At 35.2% G+C, this 15,004-nt stretch carries 13 protein-coding genes; 1 reads left to right on the plus strand and 12 read right to left on the minus strand.

Going from position 1 to position 15,004, the window contains the following annotated elements; all coding sequences use genetic code 11:
• Positions 1–106: 106 nt before the first annotated feature.
• From V0410_RS21800 to V0410_RS21830, 7 genes are all read right to left on the minus strand, one after another.
• Positions 107–949 carry a prephenate dehydrogenase gene (locus tag V0410_RS21800; RefSeq protein WP_330745607.1) on the minus strand — a complete coding sequence of 281 codons (843 nt, stop codon included), beginning with the start codon at positions 947–949 and terminating at the stop codon, positions 107–109.
• A gap of 239 nt (positions 950–1,188) precedes the next feature.
• Positions 1,189–1,725 (minus strand): hypothetical protein, encoded by a 537-nt coding sequence (locus tag V0410_RS21805; protein WP_330745608.1) that lies wholly within the window; start codon positions 1,723–1,725, stop codon positions 1,189–1,191.
• Positions 1,726–1,738: 13 nt separating this feature from the next.
• The gene (locus V0410_RS21810; protein WP_330745609.1) at positions 1,739–2,875 is read right to left on the minus strand and encodes an SH3 domain-containing protein; all 1,137 of its coding nucleotides are present in this window, start codon (positions 2,873–2,875) and stop codon (positions 1,739–1,741) included.
• Positions 2,876–3,036: 161 nt separating this feature from the next.
• Positions 3,037–4,188: a hypothetical protein gene (locus V0410_RS21815; RefSeq protein ID WP_330745610.1), complete on the minus strand. Its 1,152-nt coding sequence runs from the start codon at positions 4,186–4,188 to the stop codon at positions 3,037–3,039.
• Positions 4,189–4,205: 17 nt separating this feature from the next.
• Positions 4,206–6,923, minus strand: coding sequence for a glycoside hydrolase family 19 protein (locus V0410_RS21820; protein WP_330745611.1), 2,718 nt, complete (start codon positions 6,921–6,923; stop codon positions 4,206–4,208).
• 3 nt (positions 6,924–6,926) lie between these two features.
• A complete protein-coding gene (locus V0410_RS21825) occupies positions 6,927–7,778 on the minus strand; it encodes a DUF4280 and LysM peptidoglycan-binding domain-containing protein (RefSeq protein WP_330745612.1) in 852 nt (283 codons plus the stop codon).
• 1 nt (position 7,779) lies between these two features.
• Positions 7,780–8,802, minus strand: coding sequence for a LysM peptidoglycan-binding domain-containing protein (locus tag V0410_RS21830; RefSeq protein WP_330745613.1), 1,023 nt, complete (start codon positions 8,800–8,802; stop codon positions 7,780–7,782).
• A gap of 409 nt (positions 8,803–9,211) precedes the next feature.
• Between V0410_RS21830 and V0410_RS21835 the strand changes: the two genes are divergently transcribed.
• Complete coding sequence (locus V0410_RS21835) at positions 9,212–9,859, plus strand: hypothetical protein (RefSeq protein WP_330745614.1); 648 nt, start codon at positions 9,212–9,214, stop codon at positions 9,857–9,859.
• A 7-nt stretch (positions 9,860–9,866) separates the two neighbouring features.
• On the opposite strand, the gene V0410_RS21840 is transcribed toward V0410_RS21835, so the two are convergent.
• From V0410_RS21840 to V0410_RS21860, 5 genes are all read right to left on the minus strand, one after another.
• Positions 9,867–10,406 carry a hypothetical protein gene (locus V0410_RS21840; RefSeq protein WP_330745615.1) on the minus strand — a complete coding sequence of 180 codons (540 nt, stop codon included), beginning with the start codon at positions 10,404–10,406 and terminating at the stop codon, positions 9,867–9,869.
• 27 nt (positions 10,407–10,433) lie between these two features.
• Positions 10,434–10,925 carry a hypothetical protein gene (locus tag V0410_RS21845; RefSeq protein ID WP_330745616.1) on the minus strand — a complete coding sequence of 164 codons (492 nt, stop codon included), beginning with the start codon at positions 10,923–10,925 and terminating at the stop codon, positions 10,434–10,436.
• A gap of 104 nt (positions 10,926–11,029) precedes the next feature.
• On the minus strand, positions 11,030–13,309 hold the full coding sequence (locus V0410_RS21850; protein ID WP_330745617.1) for a cation:proton antiporter: 2,280 nt from the start codon (positions 13,307–13,309) through the stop codon (positions 11,030–11,032).
• Between the two features lie 227 nt (positions 13,310–13,536).
• Positions 13,537–14,247 carry a LytR/AlgR family response regulator transcription factor gene (locus tag V0410_RS21855; RefSeq protein WP_330745618.1) on the minus strand — a complete coding sequence of 237 codons (711 nt, stop codon included), beginning with the start codon at positions 14,245–14,247 and terminating at the stop codon, positions 13,537–13,539.
• On the minus strand, positions 14,222–14,995 hold the full coding sequence (locus tag V0410_RS21860; protein WP_227944065.1) for a histidine kinase: 774 nt from the start codon (positions 14,993–14,995) through the stop codon (positions 14,222–14,224). The genes V0410_RS21855 and V0410_RS21860 overlap by 26 nt, the downstream gene beginning before the upstream one ends.
• Between the last annotated feature and the right edge of the window lie 9 nt (positions 14,996–15,004).

The following is a 15,004-nucleotide window of genomic DNA, read 5'->3' on the forward strand; positions in this document are numbered from 1 at the left end:
GAAATCATTTTATTTCAAAATATAAAACCCTTAGCCACTATGACTAAGGGTTTCTTAATAAAATAAAAGTAAAAACCGTCGGGCTTTTAGTATCGTATAAGAATTTTTATCTTAAAATTCCTCTGATTCTGTTGGCGTTGGAAATCAACTCTTCCAGGTATTCATAGTTTTCTTTTTCAAGCGCAGATTTGAATTTTCTGAGCTGAGTAATATGTTCGTTCAAAACGTCCAGTACATTTTCTTTGTTTTGTTTAAAGATAGGAACCCACATTTCCGGATGCGACTTGGCAAGACGAACGGTACTTGAAAAACCGGAACTGGCAAGCTGGAAAATCGTTTCTTCTTCACGTTCTTTTTCCAATACGGTATTGGCAAGGGCGTAAGATGTAATATGGGAGATATGGGAAATATAAGCAGTATGAACATCATGATCTTCTGCATTCATGTAAATCATGTGCATATCGAGAGCATTGACTACTTTTTCAACGGTAGCCAGAGCATCGTCGGCCGATTCTTCTTTGTTGCAGATGACACCAGCTTTTCCCGAGAAACTTTCAGCAATAGCGGATTTCGGACCGTTGTTTTCCGTTCCCCACATCGGGTGGAACGCTACAAATCTTGACCGTTTCGGATGGTTTTTTACCGCATGTACAATGCCTGCTTTGGTGGAGCCTGCATCCATTACCGTCTGCTGGTCAGACACAAGATCCAGAACAGAAGGCAATAGTTTTCGTGCAGCGTCTACAGGAATAGCAAGAATAATCAGATCCGAATTTTTTATTCCATGTTCAAGATCTACTCCCGCATCAATGATTTTAAGTTCCAGTGCGTCATTGATATGCTGTGTATTGTTATCGATTCCGTAGATGAAGCTGGCCAGGTTTTTCTCTCTTAATTTCAAAGCCATCGAACCTCCGATTAATCCCACTCCAATAATACTTATTTTCATCTTTTTCTATTTTTTAAAATAAAAAAACCTCGTCCCTAGGACGAGGTTTTAAATTATATTCATAAGAATCCCTATCCCAGAGCTGAGGTAAAAATTCTATAATAATATGTTCCGTTGTTAAAATTCACGTAGCAAAGGTATAAATATTTTTTTAATGAGACGAAATTTCTTTTCTAAATTATATATAGATGGGGTGAATTGGTGTGTAGAGGGGTATTTTTAGGCTTACTTTATAGATATTATTTCGTTTTATCTAATTCTATCCATTCATTAAATGTAGCTTCACCTCCAACTCCTTTAATAAAATAGGTGTTGTTTTCTTTTTTTATTTTAAAATTAGGTATTGCTGATTTACAGTTTTTCTCGTTTCCTGAATAGTATAATTCTAAAATATCATTTTTTTCAAGAGTTTTATAATCACCATTGCAAATAATTGGTTCTTGATACGTTTCTGTTACTAAGATTGCCTTATCTTTTTTTATACTAAAAGAATATTTAATAAATGCAGTGCCCGTTGTTGTTTCCTCTGTTGCTTGTGTTACTAAAAAATGACCTATAAATTTGGAGTTTATAGTGTTTGAGTTTTCTGATTGATTAATATTAGAAAATTTATTTTTATTGTCATGAATTGGATCATCCGACACATTAAGTTTTGTTGCTGGGCTGTCATTTTTTTTAAGCGTTGATGTTTTAGTTTCATTGACTGTTTGGTTATGACTACTTTCTTTACATGTAACAAGTATAAAAGAAAATAAAATTAAAAAGTTTTTCATCATTTGTTTAAGTTACTTATTCAGATTTTATCCTGCTTTTATGAACATATCCTTTTTTACCTTCTTTAGAAACTACCAACCACCAATCTCCGCTTCGATCTAACACTTCAACCTGTTCACCTGTGTTGATCTTTTGTAGGATTTGGGAAGAAGAGTTTTTCTCCTTTCTTAAGTTGGTAAAACCATCACTATCCTGAATGATAAAATTGGTATTGCTTTCTTTTTGGTAAATGTATTTCACATAGTCTTTTAAAGTAGGTAAATCATAAAATTTATTTTTTTCCAGATTTGATTTATATGTTGGATTTTTATTTAAATAGCTTTCGATATCACCTTGTATTCCAACTCTTAATTCTCTCTCAAATAAATAAGATATTGTTTTTTCAGGTTCAAAATATTCTTTGGGAGATGATGATATTTTACTTATAATATCACCTATTCTTAAATAACCATCACCTTCTTTAGCATAAGAAAAGTCTTCAACTTTACCTTTATAAATAGTAGTTTCTATGTCATCAAATATTTGTTTTTTCAATTTTTTATACCCGCCAGAATCTATAAAAATTAACTGCTCCATATCGGAAAGACTATTAAAATCGAATTTTTTAAATACTGATTCTACAAGCTTTTTATCCTTATTGTATCCATAGTAAACAACTAAATCGTATAAAAGATTTGAATTGTTTGTTTGCAGCCAAACATAAGATACGGGAGTATTATAAAATATATAAGAATTAAAATGATACAACAAGTCAGGATTTATAAACTCTGGTTCGGCAGCACCAGCGTCCTGAATGAAAATAAATTTATTTTCTTTAATAGCTACCTCTGGAAACATTGCCGGACGTAAAGCAATTATGGAATTTTTATAATCTTTCAAATTGAAAGAAAATACATCCAAAATTTTTTGATTAAAGGTATTTTCATCAGGAAATTGAAATTTTCTTTGCTCTAATACTTTTTTTGCTTTATTGATAAATTTAGGAGACAGGTCATCATAGTTTGATTTTGTGCCGTCTCCTTCATCTGTAATGTTATAAGGTTTGTCTTTTAATGAGTTTATTTCTTTGATATTCTGCAAGTGAAGTTTACTTTCTTGTCCGGTGCAAGAAAATAGAAATGAATACATAAGAACTAAAGAAATGTTTTTCATTATTTGTGTTTATTTTAGAGTCCAGCAGTAGATCGCAGAAGTTCTCTTTCTTTCTTTCTTCTGTTCACATGAGTATGATAGAAATATGAGTGATAGCAAAATGAAAATGTATTTTATCAAGATGTATATTTTTTGTGAACTAGTTTATATTTATTGGCGATTTATTGATAATCATCATCCTGGGGCGAAGTTGTACTCTCGTTTTGTAGATCTCCCCCTTCAATATATTTTTTTAAATATGGATAACCAAAGTAGTTGTGTTTTTTTAAAATATCTAGTACTTCGGGGTGATTCATTGTATTTTTATTTTGAAGGTAGAATAGTGTAGTAGCTTGCGAGTTCCAAGAATCTGTGCTTAAACCTTTATATTGATTGAATGCGGGGATTTCTATATTGGATATATTTGCCACAATCTCAGCTTTCTCGTCTGGTGAGAATCGAGATTTTATACTGTCGTTATAAAGTATATCAATCACATAATTTGATAAAGCAGAGATATATTTATCATTATTTTTAGTTGTGTTTTTTTCTATATACTTAAGTAAATTTTTTCTAATAATTAGTTTTCCCTCACAATTTTTTACAAATAAAATATTTCCTATTTTTTGAGAGGGTTCTGACATTTCTTTGGAATATTCTTGAAATAGATCATTTAGAACTACTTCATTTATTTTTTCTTCTTTATCAAAGCCAAAATTTACAAGTAATATTTTTAAAAAATCCTTGTCATTGGCTAATAACCAAGCTAAGTCTCCTTTACTGTTGTTAAATAAATATTTGTTTCTAGCAATAATGTTTTGATTTAAATTTACTTTCAAATTATTATTTTTTAAGTCCACAATATCATTTAAAAGAGGCAGATCTGTTAAAATTTTAAAATTGGGATAAACATATATATGATCATAAGTGTAATCAAATTCTGTTTGTTTAATATTTTGTTCCTGTGATGGATTGACAAAATAAGTAGTAAAATTGTGATGCTCCTTTACTGAGGTACATGAACAATCTTCCTGTGTTTCAAAAATATCTTTAATTTGCTTTGAAAAAGAGCTGTTTTCAGGTACGTGATAACCATTTTCTTTCAATCCTTGTAAGGTTAACTCTCCACCTAATTCTAAATCTTTATCTGTTAGCTTATACTGATTTAATGTATTTGTGTCATTTTCAGAAAGCTCAATTTTTTCTTGAAGCTTCATATGTTTTTTTATTAAATCTATATCATTATTTATATTTTTGATTGTTGTATTTTTCTCTTTATTTTGACAGCAAATAAGACTTGTTGCTGAAAAGAAAATGATTACAAATTTTTTCATGTTTTATTATTACTAAATTATCTATATCCTATATGAAAATGATCTTGATGAACACCAGTAGCTTTGCCAGTTGTGTTCTTTATTCCCTTTTTATATGCGTAGTTCTTTATAAATTTCCATTTGACAGCTACATCTAATATATTTTCTAAATCTTTAATGAATGCTTCTTCATTTTTATATGTTTTCATAGCATCCTTCCAAAGTGTTTGTGCACCATTTGTACTTCCCGGATATCTTATATCAACATCATTTCCTGCTATATTGTGTCCCGCATGCCCAATATTTCTTCCATCGTTAGCCGAAATATCATTAAAATATAATGCTTTTGAATACTTATTTAATGGTAAAGAGTAAAAGAAACCTAATAATGCAGCACAGACTTTTTCATTTACCCAGTTATCTCCACCTTTATCTCTTGTTCCAAACCTTCCCCAATTAGGTCCTGTTTCAGGAAAAGGTAAAAGATTGTGACTGTTTTTTTTGATATTATAAGTTTTGATTTTTTGCCCTGATTGATAAATGTTATATTCATAATCCATGCTATCGGGTTTTGTGGTTATTTTTTTAACTTCAAAAGTATCTACATTAATATCATATTGATTTTTATCTCCTTTTTCTGTGTTATTATCTTTCTTTCCATATATACATTCGTTTACTCTAAATAAAATAGATGTTATTTCATCGAATGATTTTTTCTTTCCCTTCCAATCTACATCTGTTCCAATTAATTTTGAAATTAAATTTACATTTTTTTCTCCATTAGCTTTTTTTTGAATAGTTCTTTCATCTGCAACCCAGTATCCCATACAAGCTAGCATTGCAACTTCTGCATTTGTGCCTACTTTATTAGCGCCTTCATCAGATATAATTTCAATATTAGCATATTTTTCAGTGTATTTACTAGCTGCTGTATAATTATTTCTACCTGTTAGTTGAATGAATCCCCTTCCTCGATATCTCCAACCATCTCCATCTTTTGTATTTCCTAATTTTGCTTTAACTGGGCGGTTCTTATCATCATATACTAAATTTGCTATCATCTCCTGATTAGCTTTTTGTATGCCATTATCATTCGCTTTATTTAAATCTTTTCGACCATATTTATTCGCATCTTCTTTATGAGTGTCAAAATATGAGAAAGGCCGACTTTTAAATTCTCCATCAAGATAATAACCACCTATTTTTTTTATTGGATCTCCTTTAACCCAATTTTTACCTTTATATTTGTCGCCTTCAATTAATCTCTTAACAGAATAATTTAGCCCTTCATCTTTAATATGTAAAGATGTTCCTGCTTCTATTCTGGTTTGCGCAAAAAAATGAGCTTTATTCCAACATGTATTCATTTGAAATTTTGACATATATTTATTATATGCTTCCATGACTGATTTAAGTTTAGTTTCATCCTTACAGTCAGGGAATATTTTTTTCATTTGATCTAAAGTAATATCTTTATCACAATTCGGACATTTTCCGTTTTCTGGTTTGGGATCTTGCGTTTTTTGCACCCCCGCCGCACTCTTCACCTTCTCCACCTGCATCAGTCCTTCCGAATTTACCCCAAATTTCTGAGATTCCGCAGAAAGGTCTTTGGAGATAATTTCAATGAAATAATTTTGTGCATCGGAATCCGGATCGCCGATATGAGAGTCTATTCCTTTTCCGAATATGTCTTTGGTAATGATAAATCCTGAAGTATCACATACATCGGCAGGAATTTTAATATTTCCGCTTCTGTAAACTTCATCATTGGAAGTGGTATCATATTCCCAGATAACATATTGGATGTGTTTTCCCACCATATTTTTGGAATGAATCCTGACCCTTACTTTATCTCCTACAGCAACTTTGGAAAGTTCTTTTCCTGTATCATCAATGAAAAGAGCTTCTATAATATTGCCTTTAGGATCCGGCTGTTTGGGACCACCTCCTTGTCCGGCCGGGAATTTTGGCGTGTGTTTCTCAGGTTGCGGCTTGGGTTTTGGCTGGTTTTGAGGCTGCCCTTTATAATCAGGGTTGGCTACATCTACATTCACCTGGCTGGCTCCCTGAATTTGCCCTGAATAAGTGGCTGTAACATAATATTCATGATTCGCGCCTTCATTCCTGTCACCTTTCATCAGAAACTGATTGGCCATCTGACGAAGGATTTTTTCATCAGACATCAGAGGTATTGACACTTCTGCAATCCCTTTTTCATTGACGCGAGCCTTATAGCTGCGGGTGTGACGGTTGTTTTTGTTAATACTGGCATCGTGCCCTTTTCCAGGAGCGTCATCTTCCCAAAGGTGAAACTCAATCTCTTTATTAAACATCGCAATACAATGAGCCTGCGCAATAAGAGTATCACGGTAGCTGGCTTTATTGACGTCTTTTGCTCCTCTGTTGAAGAGTACTACTTTATCAATCTTCGGAACTTTGTTGCTTGTTGGTATTAATACACAGCTTCCAGCCAGTTCTCTGGTGGAGGGAAGACCAGGTAAAATACCTTTCTTAGTTTCATAGACTTTCATTTGAAACTCTATTCCCAGCGCAATTTCCCCAAAGTTGTACGTCACCTTTTCACCGGTCTTGGGCTTTCCGGTGATGTCTTTCCAGCTTCCGTTCTTTTGTTTCTTAAAGAGATACCATTCATAATCACCTTTAAGACCAAATGAAAGGCCTGAAGGTTTTATTTCGTAGGTATAAGTTGTTCCTACCAGAGGATTCTGATTCCCGATAATAGTTCCTGTCATGGCTTAGCTATAATAAAGTTGGTCTGTATCTTTTGTATCTTCCTTGAATTCATCAAAATCCACAACGGGATTATAAACCTGCTGTTCCTGCGTACTTGCTTTGGCAACCTGGCTTTTACCGACTTCGCTTTGCTGTCCGTGTTTGAGAATGGTTATTTTCCCTCCCGTACTGCACATGAGTTCTGAGATTTCCGTAAGACAGCTTTTTCCCATCACTTTTACTTTTTCATACGTCTTCTGCCATTTTCCGGCTGGAGCATAAGCACACGGAAGATATCCTCCTGAAGTTGGCTTGAGCTTGCATTGTCCAAACGGCTGTGCCGCAGGATCGAGCTGAAGATCATCCTCTGTTACGGCCAGATAATCAGCGTTTCCTTCTTCATCATTCCAGTAGTGTTTCTGATGGCTGGTCACTTTAAATTTTGGAAATTTAAATCCCTGATTACATTGCACGGTTCCTTTCTGCACAATGAAATATTTTCCTTCATGAGGACTGGAACCACTGTCTTCTTTTTGATCTTCCTTTTCTTCTTTATCACTTTGTTGTTTCGTTTTTCCGGATGACTGCTCTTCATTTTGTGAAGTTTCTTCCGTTGAATTTCCTTCATCAGAACCTACATTTTCTGTAGATTCCTCCTGGGAAGATGCTGCTATATTTTGAGGTTCTGTTTCCTCAGCCATGAGCTGTGGATCTTCCGGAATCAAAATTGTTTTGCCCGGAACAGGTTCCTGCATGACATCTTCCGGCGGACAGTGGAGATTATGGTAAGTTTTTAAAATACCTTCATTTTTCAGCTTAAACTGCCGGGCCAGAGAACTGAAAGTATCGCCTTTTTGTGTGACATAATTTTTCATATTATCCTTGTGTTATATTGATGTGATGTTGGTGTATCAATACCTCTTCATGACTGAGTAAAACCGAGGCTTTAGCCTGAAGAAGATTCTTATTTTTAGTGTGAGTGGTGTATTCTAATACAATATTTCCTGAAGCAGGTCTTGCAGCCGGTTTTTTGAGCCTGATCCCGCGCATGATCTCCTGTGAGGTACATAATTCAGTGATTTTTCCGCTTAAAATAGTCAAAACAGAGTCCTCTTCTTTATTTTTATGTTCAGGTTTAATTTCACAGGCTACCGGAAATGAATTCTGTACAAAATAAAAAGGTTCTGTCCACTTTATTTTTCTCCTGAACCAGTCTGTTTGGGGAAACAGAGTCTGAAACAGCAGTGTACTCTGAAATTGCTGTAATAAAAATGCTTCATTGCTGATGTTCCTTTCAAAAGAATCCATATAATTTCGAGCGACTTCACCTACATAAAACTCTTCAAGATCTTTACGTTGTCTGGTAAAAGTGTCCGTGATTTTTTTATGATTTGCCAATCCTTTTATCCTGCCTTGTTCATTAAGAATAAATTCAAGTGGCATAATACTTTTCATGCAAGCTATCGAAAGGCTGCTTACCTTATCATCCGGTTCATTTCCTCCGGATTTAAAGTCTCTCTGACTGTAGCTAAGGATATACAGACCTGTGTTTTTGTCTTTTCGGAGATTTATATCAATGGTATAACCGATGTTAACCGAAGATTCGAAAGACGTTTCAAAAGTCTCATTAATGCTATAAGTTTGGGCCCAAAAGGAATCGGAGAACTGGCCGGGAAGACTGTTATTCCTTTCATTTTCCTTCTGCGATTCTGTTTTAAAATGAGTAGGGACAAAAATATTTTTAACGTCATTAAGGTTTTCAAACCAGACTTTATCCATTTTCGGGCAATGAGAATTATGAAACAGCTTAAGCTCCTCACTGGTCATACCCAGCCGGGAAGCGATGGAGGTAAGCGTGTCTCCGTTTCGTACCTTATATTGTAAGAAATCAATTTCCATCCAATGTGAATTATCAGATAAAGCTATTAAAAAACTCTGTTGGAAATGAATTTTTGGGGTTAAATTTTAAAAATTGTAGTAGAATTACGACATGAAACTGATGGTGTGAAGAAACCACCCCGTCAAAAATTCTTTGAATTTTCACCACCTCTCCGGAGGATGGGAATTGCACGTCTTCGGTTGGCATGGTGGCCAGATTTGTGACTTCTGATGTTTTTTAATGCAAGCCTGATTTCTACGGAATGGCAAACTGATGGTAAGACAAGTATTCCAATTGTATCATTCTGTAGGAATCTTAGCTGGTATAAGGATTTTCAAAGCTAAAACAGTTATTTGTAACTTTTGTGGTTTCATTATATGCAGTACAACCAAAAGTTATGATTAATTTTAAAGCTATAAAAAAGAAAATATGAAGAATAGATTCTTGCATGGAGTTTTCATAATATTGATCAGTTTGAGTTTTGCATATGCTCAGAAGTCCGGAGATCAGTCGCCTGTTTTTTTCACTATCCAAGCACAGGATACTGTAAAGATGGGAGAAGCATACAATGAGAAAGATACAACAGGAAACAAGAGTTTAAAAAATAGGATAAAACCTATTCAGACAAATTTTAAAAGAATCAATTCCGTGACAAAATGGACTGCTGTCAAAAAGAAAGATATTGAAGGAGAATCTGCAGAAGGCGGGGAAGCCACATTTTATTACACAGATAAAGGTCTTCAAAAAGTAATTGCGAAAAATTATGGAGAAATCGGGCAGAAGCTGACAGAATATTATCTTCTTAACGGACAGCTTTCTTTTGTTTTCGAAAAAGAGTATAGGTATAACCGGCCGCTTTTCTATGATGCTAAAGCAATGAAAGAAAATAATGACACGGAAGCATTTGACCTGAAAAAATCAAAGATTACAATGACCAGAAATTATTTTGAAAACGGAAATATCATTATGATCACCAATACTACAGGACGTAGATTTAGTATCGGTGAGGATTACCCCGCTGAGCAGGAGGAGAAGATCAGAGAAGATTTTAAAAGGCTTCTGAAGCTTGTAAACTAGAGTCGCGTTATGATTGATCAGCCTTGATGATATTCAGTCTTTCCTCAACCTCCTTGATTCTTTTAAGCCAATAGTTAATACCTTCCTGATTGGTCACTGTTTCTTTGAAAGCATTACGGTTGACGGCCCATAGATGTGAGCTGTTTTTCTGATAGTCCAGTTCACGTTCTTTTTTATTTTCAGGCTCTGTGCGGTATCTCCAGAATACCAGAGATTTCATGTATTCTGAACGGACTTTTTCCAGATAATCAATAATAGCCTTGCGGTCCTGTGGAATATATCCGGGACCAGAGCATCCACATGAATGAAAAGTGATTCCAACCGTATACAAATCCCGGATGTGCGCCCATTGCTTGTCATCATTTTTGGGAGGGGATTTAAAGTCAAGTCCCATATTGGCCATCAGATTCCCACATTCCGGGCATTTGGCTTCCACAGAGGTCTGAGCATCCCGGTCCACATCTTTCAGGTGGCGGCGCTTGAATGTTTTCTGGCAGTTGAAACAGGCATAATGACCTTTGTAAACCATCATGGCATATCGGCACATAGTGTTCTCTTAATCTTTGGTTATAAGTTATTTTGTATTTGTTTTTTCCTCTTCATTAAAACTGATTCCCATAAAGCTGCTGGCACTTCGTGGATCGTAGACCGACCATACATTTCCCCAGAGAAATTTGAAGGTACAGCTTGGGTAAGGTGTTTTCTTTTTTTGGGTGGGTGATATTCCAAGGACTTTGGTCAGGAAAGTATTATTCCGGCGGAAAACATTCATTTCTTTTTCCTCTGTCCATTCATTCCAGTCTTTGGCATCAGTCTTTTCAGAGGTATTCATATGGATGGTATCCAGCTGATCTTTAAAAAAGCACAGACTGAAAGATACCTGATATCCTTGTATTTCTACAGGTTTACAATAATACCAAAAATATCCGGTTTTTACATCCCACAGATCATGATACTTTTCTTTATAAAAATCAGACTGTTTCAGCTGGTCAAGACTCATTCCTTTATAAAGTGTGGTAGCAAAGGCTTCCAGCTCAATAACTCCATTTTCACTGTTAATCAGCATGTCCCAAAAAATTGAAGCTATAAATATACCCGTTTTTTCTTTACAGACAACGAATAATATTTACAGCTTCAACAGAAATAGAAATATCGGTGTGTGTTATTGTGTTATGGATTTGATATTATTAATGTGGATGGGATATCAGACAGCCATAGACTTTTTGTATCGATCAGGTTTTTCCAGCTTTTACTGCTGATGAGCATCAGGTCATGAGAATTCAGGAATTCTTTCTCAATCTTCTTCTCATTGTACAGCGTAATGTGATTAGGGGCTACCTGTTCAATACTTCTGATCAGTTCTTTTACCTCAATATTATTTCGGATCTGTCCTGCCGCATCCAGAATGATAATCTGGGAATTATTGTTATTAATCAGCCTTTTCGCATATTCAAGAAGGTAAAAATCACTCAGATTGAAGATCGGAACAAATACTTTGTCGGCTGCTTTAAAATCTTTTTCCACCAAAATTCCTACAGGAATATTGGTTTTGTCGAGAATCTGAAGGGTAAAATCGTCAAAAGGAGAATTGTTGAATATATTTCCTTTGCCTTTTACCGTGTTCAGAAGTTTTTCAGGATTAATAATTTTGGTGGTAAAGCCTAATAGCCTTCCCAATAAACTACCTTCATACATAGATTTCCCAAGCATGATCAGGAGAAGATCATAATGGCCTTTGTTGGTAATGCTGGTAAGATCACTTTCGATATCAGTAGACGCTTTGAAGAGGGTAGTGACTTCCAGATTCAGATCGTGAGAGGTTTCAATGACATTCTGAAACTGCGACTCCTCATACTCGTTGATGTCATAGGCATGCATTTCATCTACCGGAGCAATATTCATCGCAGTGATGCTTTTATTGCCGTTCATTTTATGAGTGAAATTGTGTGCAAGTTTCAACAAAGTACTTCCGGATTCCGGTTTATCAAATGAGAGAAGAACGCGGTATTTGGAATCATTATCCTGAACAGACTCGTCCTGATTCTTTTTAGATTTAAAAATAAAATTAATAAAGTCTAACGCAGGGCCTGTCATGAAAGTGGTGAAAAGTGCCATAATCACAAGCATTGCAAAAATTTCAGGACTTAAAACTCCAAGATCATATCCGATGTTCAGAACAATAAGTTCCATAAGACCTCTGGTATTCATCAGAGCTCCTATCGTTAAACTTTCTTTCCAGTTAATGCCTACAAATCGTGCCGTCAATGCACTTCCTGCAAATTTTCCAAGAACAGCAGTCAGAATAATAAATCCGGCGGTCATCCACAAATGGCTGTCATTCAGAAGTCCGATCTGCGTACGAAGTCCTGTAAATACAAAGAATAACGGAAGTAAAAGTACCAAAGCCACATCTTCTACTTTATCAATAAAAAGCGTACGGAATTTTGTATTCTCAGGCATAATGGCACCCGCCATAAAAGCTCCGAATAAAGCGTGAATTCCGATTACTTCAGTAGCATATGCAGACAAAATAAGGGTTAGAAAGAAAATAGCCACCATGGGTTTGCTGATCGTATTTTTTCCGGCCTGAAGGTCTCCGACTCTTTTCAGGAAAGGTCTTACAATTTTAATCATTAAAAAAACATAAGCAACCGCCATGATAATCACATAGATAGAGCTTGCAAAAGAACCTGCTTTTACAATAGCAATTACAGCAGCAAGAATACACCATGCGGTAATATCATCGGCCGCAGCACAGGTAATAACAATCGTTCCCAGTTTGGTTTTCTGGAGGTTTCTTTCCTGTACGATTCTCGCCAATACCGGAAATGCTGTGATACTCATCGAAATGGCTATGAATAAAGCAAAAGACGTAAACTGAATACCATCCGGAGCAAATTCCTGATACACAAAATAAGAAAGTCCTATTCCTAACGCAAAAGGAATAATAATACTGGCATGGCTGATGACAACCGCATCATGAGCTTTTTTCCTTAATACACTCAGATCCAGCTCCATCCCAACAATATACATGAACAGGATAAGACCTATCTGGCTCAGAAACTGAAGGTTGCCTAATGATTCTTTAGGAAAAAGAAAGGCGGAAAACTCGGGAAAATACATTCCTACAAGTGATGGCCCTAATACAATACCGGCGATCATTTCTCCAATGACCGTAGGCTGTTTTATTTTCATACAAATCCATCCAAAAAGCCTTGCTGTCATAATAATAGTGACAATTTGCGCCAATAATAAGGCAAGCGGATGGTGAAGATTGGTTTTAAAGGATTCCAGGAAATTATCCCAGGTAGAGCCGCTGCTGGTGTTAGCAATAATATTTTCCTTTACTTCCAGCGTCTGCCCTTCAATGATGAAATAATACATCAAAGCGGAAAAAACGGCTATGGTCGTAATATAGAAAATTAAATTTTTGTATTTCCCCAAATTCATGATTCCAATATTTTATGCAAATTTGATAAGAATATAGTTATGTTAAATATCCTTTTTTTTAAAATGTAACGAATGCTCTGAAAAATGTAATAAAATCTATATGAAAGAATATTTCATTATAAAATCAAATAAATTTATGCAAAAGTAAAGGGATCACTTACTGAAAAAGGGGAGTTGTAATAAAGGACTTATATTCTGTAATGAAACCGGAAAGATCTGGAAAAGGACTATTTTCCGAACAGTTCCATCAGTGAACTTTTGTAGGCCTCACCGATCTGAAGTTTCAGAAAACCGTGATCTTCCGCAGGAATGGTGGTAATGATTTCGTTGGTTGAAAATACTTTGATGGAAGACAGCGCAATGATTTCCTTTTTATTCACCTGAGCAAAATCTTTTGATGGCAGCATTTCCAGAAGGTTTTTAAAATTCAGGTTTTTTAATACGATGGTTGTTCCGTCAATAAGCATAATATCTTTATCCCTGCTGTCGATTTCAGAGGTTTTGATATAGGAAATCTGTTCTGTGAATATAACGGTTTTTCCAATATTGGTATTCCACTCGATAAAAGTCTTTTTAGGGGGATTTTCCACCAGTTCTTTAGCCTTTTCGAAAGCCTGGATTAATCTTTCTTTTTTGATGGGTTTCCTTACATAATCCACCACATTCAGATCGAAAGCTTCGGCTGCATATTCTTTATAAGCCGTGGTAAAAATGATCTTTTTGGAACCTGAAATAATCTCAGCTACCTGAAGCCCTGTCATTCCGGGCATTTCAATATCCAGAATACACAGATTACAGTCGAGGCTGTCTATTTCATTCAGAAAAATTTTAGGATCATTGAATGCTTTTACCACCTCTACATTCTCAATCTGCTCGCATAGAAGTTTTAAATAGCTGATGGCCAGTAATTCATCATCCAGAATAACGCATTTTATCATAGAATTCTCCTAAATTGATTTTTAATTCCGCCGTAAATATTCCGTTTTTTGAGCTTCTTTCCAGCTGATAATACGTACTGTAGATCATTTTAAGTCTCTGATCAAAAGACTGGCTTCCAAAACCGCTTTTTTCTTTTTCCAGAATATTTTTCAGAGAAGCTTTATTACTGACTTTCATAGTGAAAATACCGTCCTCAAGCTCCATATAAATAGAAATAAAAGAGTCCTGAGCCAGGAAATCCGTATGTTTGAAGGCATTTTCAATAAGATCCACAGAGATCAGCGGAGCAAAGACCTTTTCTTCATACAAAGCATCAGATTTATTGATCCTGGATTTAATTCTGAAGTCAAAAAGAGGATTGATCTTGATTTTATTAATCTCTATAAGGCTTAAAGCAAAATTAAGCTCTTCTTTCGGGCTTACATACTTATTGTTGCTTTCGTATAAAATATAATCCAGCACATTCGCCAGCTTATCCAGTGACATATACGTCTGATACGCGTGAGACTGCACTGAGTTCAGAATATTTTTAAACAAATGCGGGTTCAGCTTTGTCCCGATATGTTCCAGACGAACTTCATTCAGGCGCTGCTCAATAAGTTTATTGGTTTCTGTTAGTTTAGTGTTTCTCTGTTTCAGCTTTTGATTCTGGCTGTAGAGATAAATGCTTATTGTCAGAAACAGGAAAATGGCAAAAACTCCGATGAATATCAGATAATCATGAATCATGTAGTAATTGCCGTCCATAGCTTGTTT

The organism is Chryseobacterium sp. CP-77, from assembly GCF_036362765.1.
Classification (GTDB): Bacteria; Bacteroidota; Bacteroidia; order Flavobacteriales; family Weeksellaceae; genus Chryseobacterium; species Chryseobacterium cupriresistens.

Bases quoted from the DNA above. Each gene is read 5' to 3' on its own strand.
- V0410_RS21800 (WP_330745607.1), bottom strand. From the start codon at position 949: ATGAAAATAAGTATTATTGGAGTGGGATTAATCGGAGGTTCGATGGCT.
- V0410_RS21805 (WP_330745608.1), bottom strand. From the start codon at position 1,725: ATGATGAAAAACTTTTTAATTTTATTTTCTTTTATACTTGTTACATGT.
- V0410_RS21810 (WP_330745609.1), bottom strand. From the start codon at position 2,875: ATGAAAAACATTTCTTTAGTTCTTATGTATTCATTTCTATTTTCTTGC.
- V0410_RS21815 (WP_330745610.1), bottom strand. From the start codon at position 4,188: ATGAAAAAATTTGTAATCATTTTCTTTTCAGCAACAAGTCTTATTTGC.
- V0410_RS21820 (WP_330745611.1), bottom strand. From the start codon at position 6,923: ATGACAGGAACTATTATCGGGAATCAGAATCCTCTGGTAGGAACAACT.
- V0410_RS21825 (WP_330745612.1), bottom strand. From the start codon at position 7,778: ATGAAAAATTATGTCACACAAAAAGGCGATACTTTCAGTTCTCTGGCC.
- V0410_RS21830 (WP_330745613.1), bottom strand. From the start codon at position 8,802: ATGGAAATTGATTTCTTACAATATAAGGTACGAAACGGAGACACGCTT.
- V0410_RS21835 (WP_330745614.1), top strand. From the start codon at position 9,212: ATGAAGAATAGATTCTTGCATGGAGTTTTCATAATATTGATCAGTTTG.
- V0410_RS21840 (WP_330745615.1), bottom strand. From the start codon at position 10,406: ATGTGCCGATATGCCATGATGGTTTACAAAGGTCATTATGCCTGTTTC.
- V0410_RS21845 (WP_330745616.1), bottom strand. From the start codon at position 10,925: ATGCTGATTAACAGTGAAAATGGAGTTATTGAGCTGGAAGCCTTTGCT.
- V0410_RS21850 (WP_330745617.1), bottom strand. From the start codon at position 13,309: ATGAATTTGGGGAAATACAAAAATTTAATTTTCTATATTACGACCATA.
- V0410_RS21855 (WP_330745618.1), bottom strand. From the start codon at position 14,247: ATGATAAAATGCGTTATTCTGGATGATGAATTACTGGCCATCAGCTAT.
- V0410_RS21860 (WP_227944065.1), bottom strand. From the start codon at position 14,995: ATGGACGGCAATTACTACATGATTCATGATTATCTGATATTCATCGGA.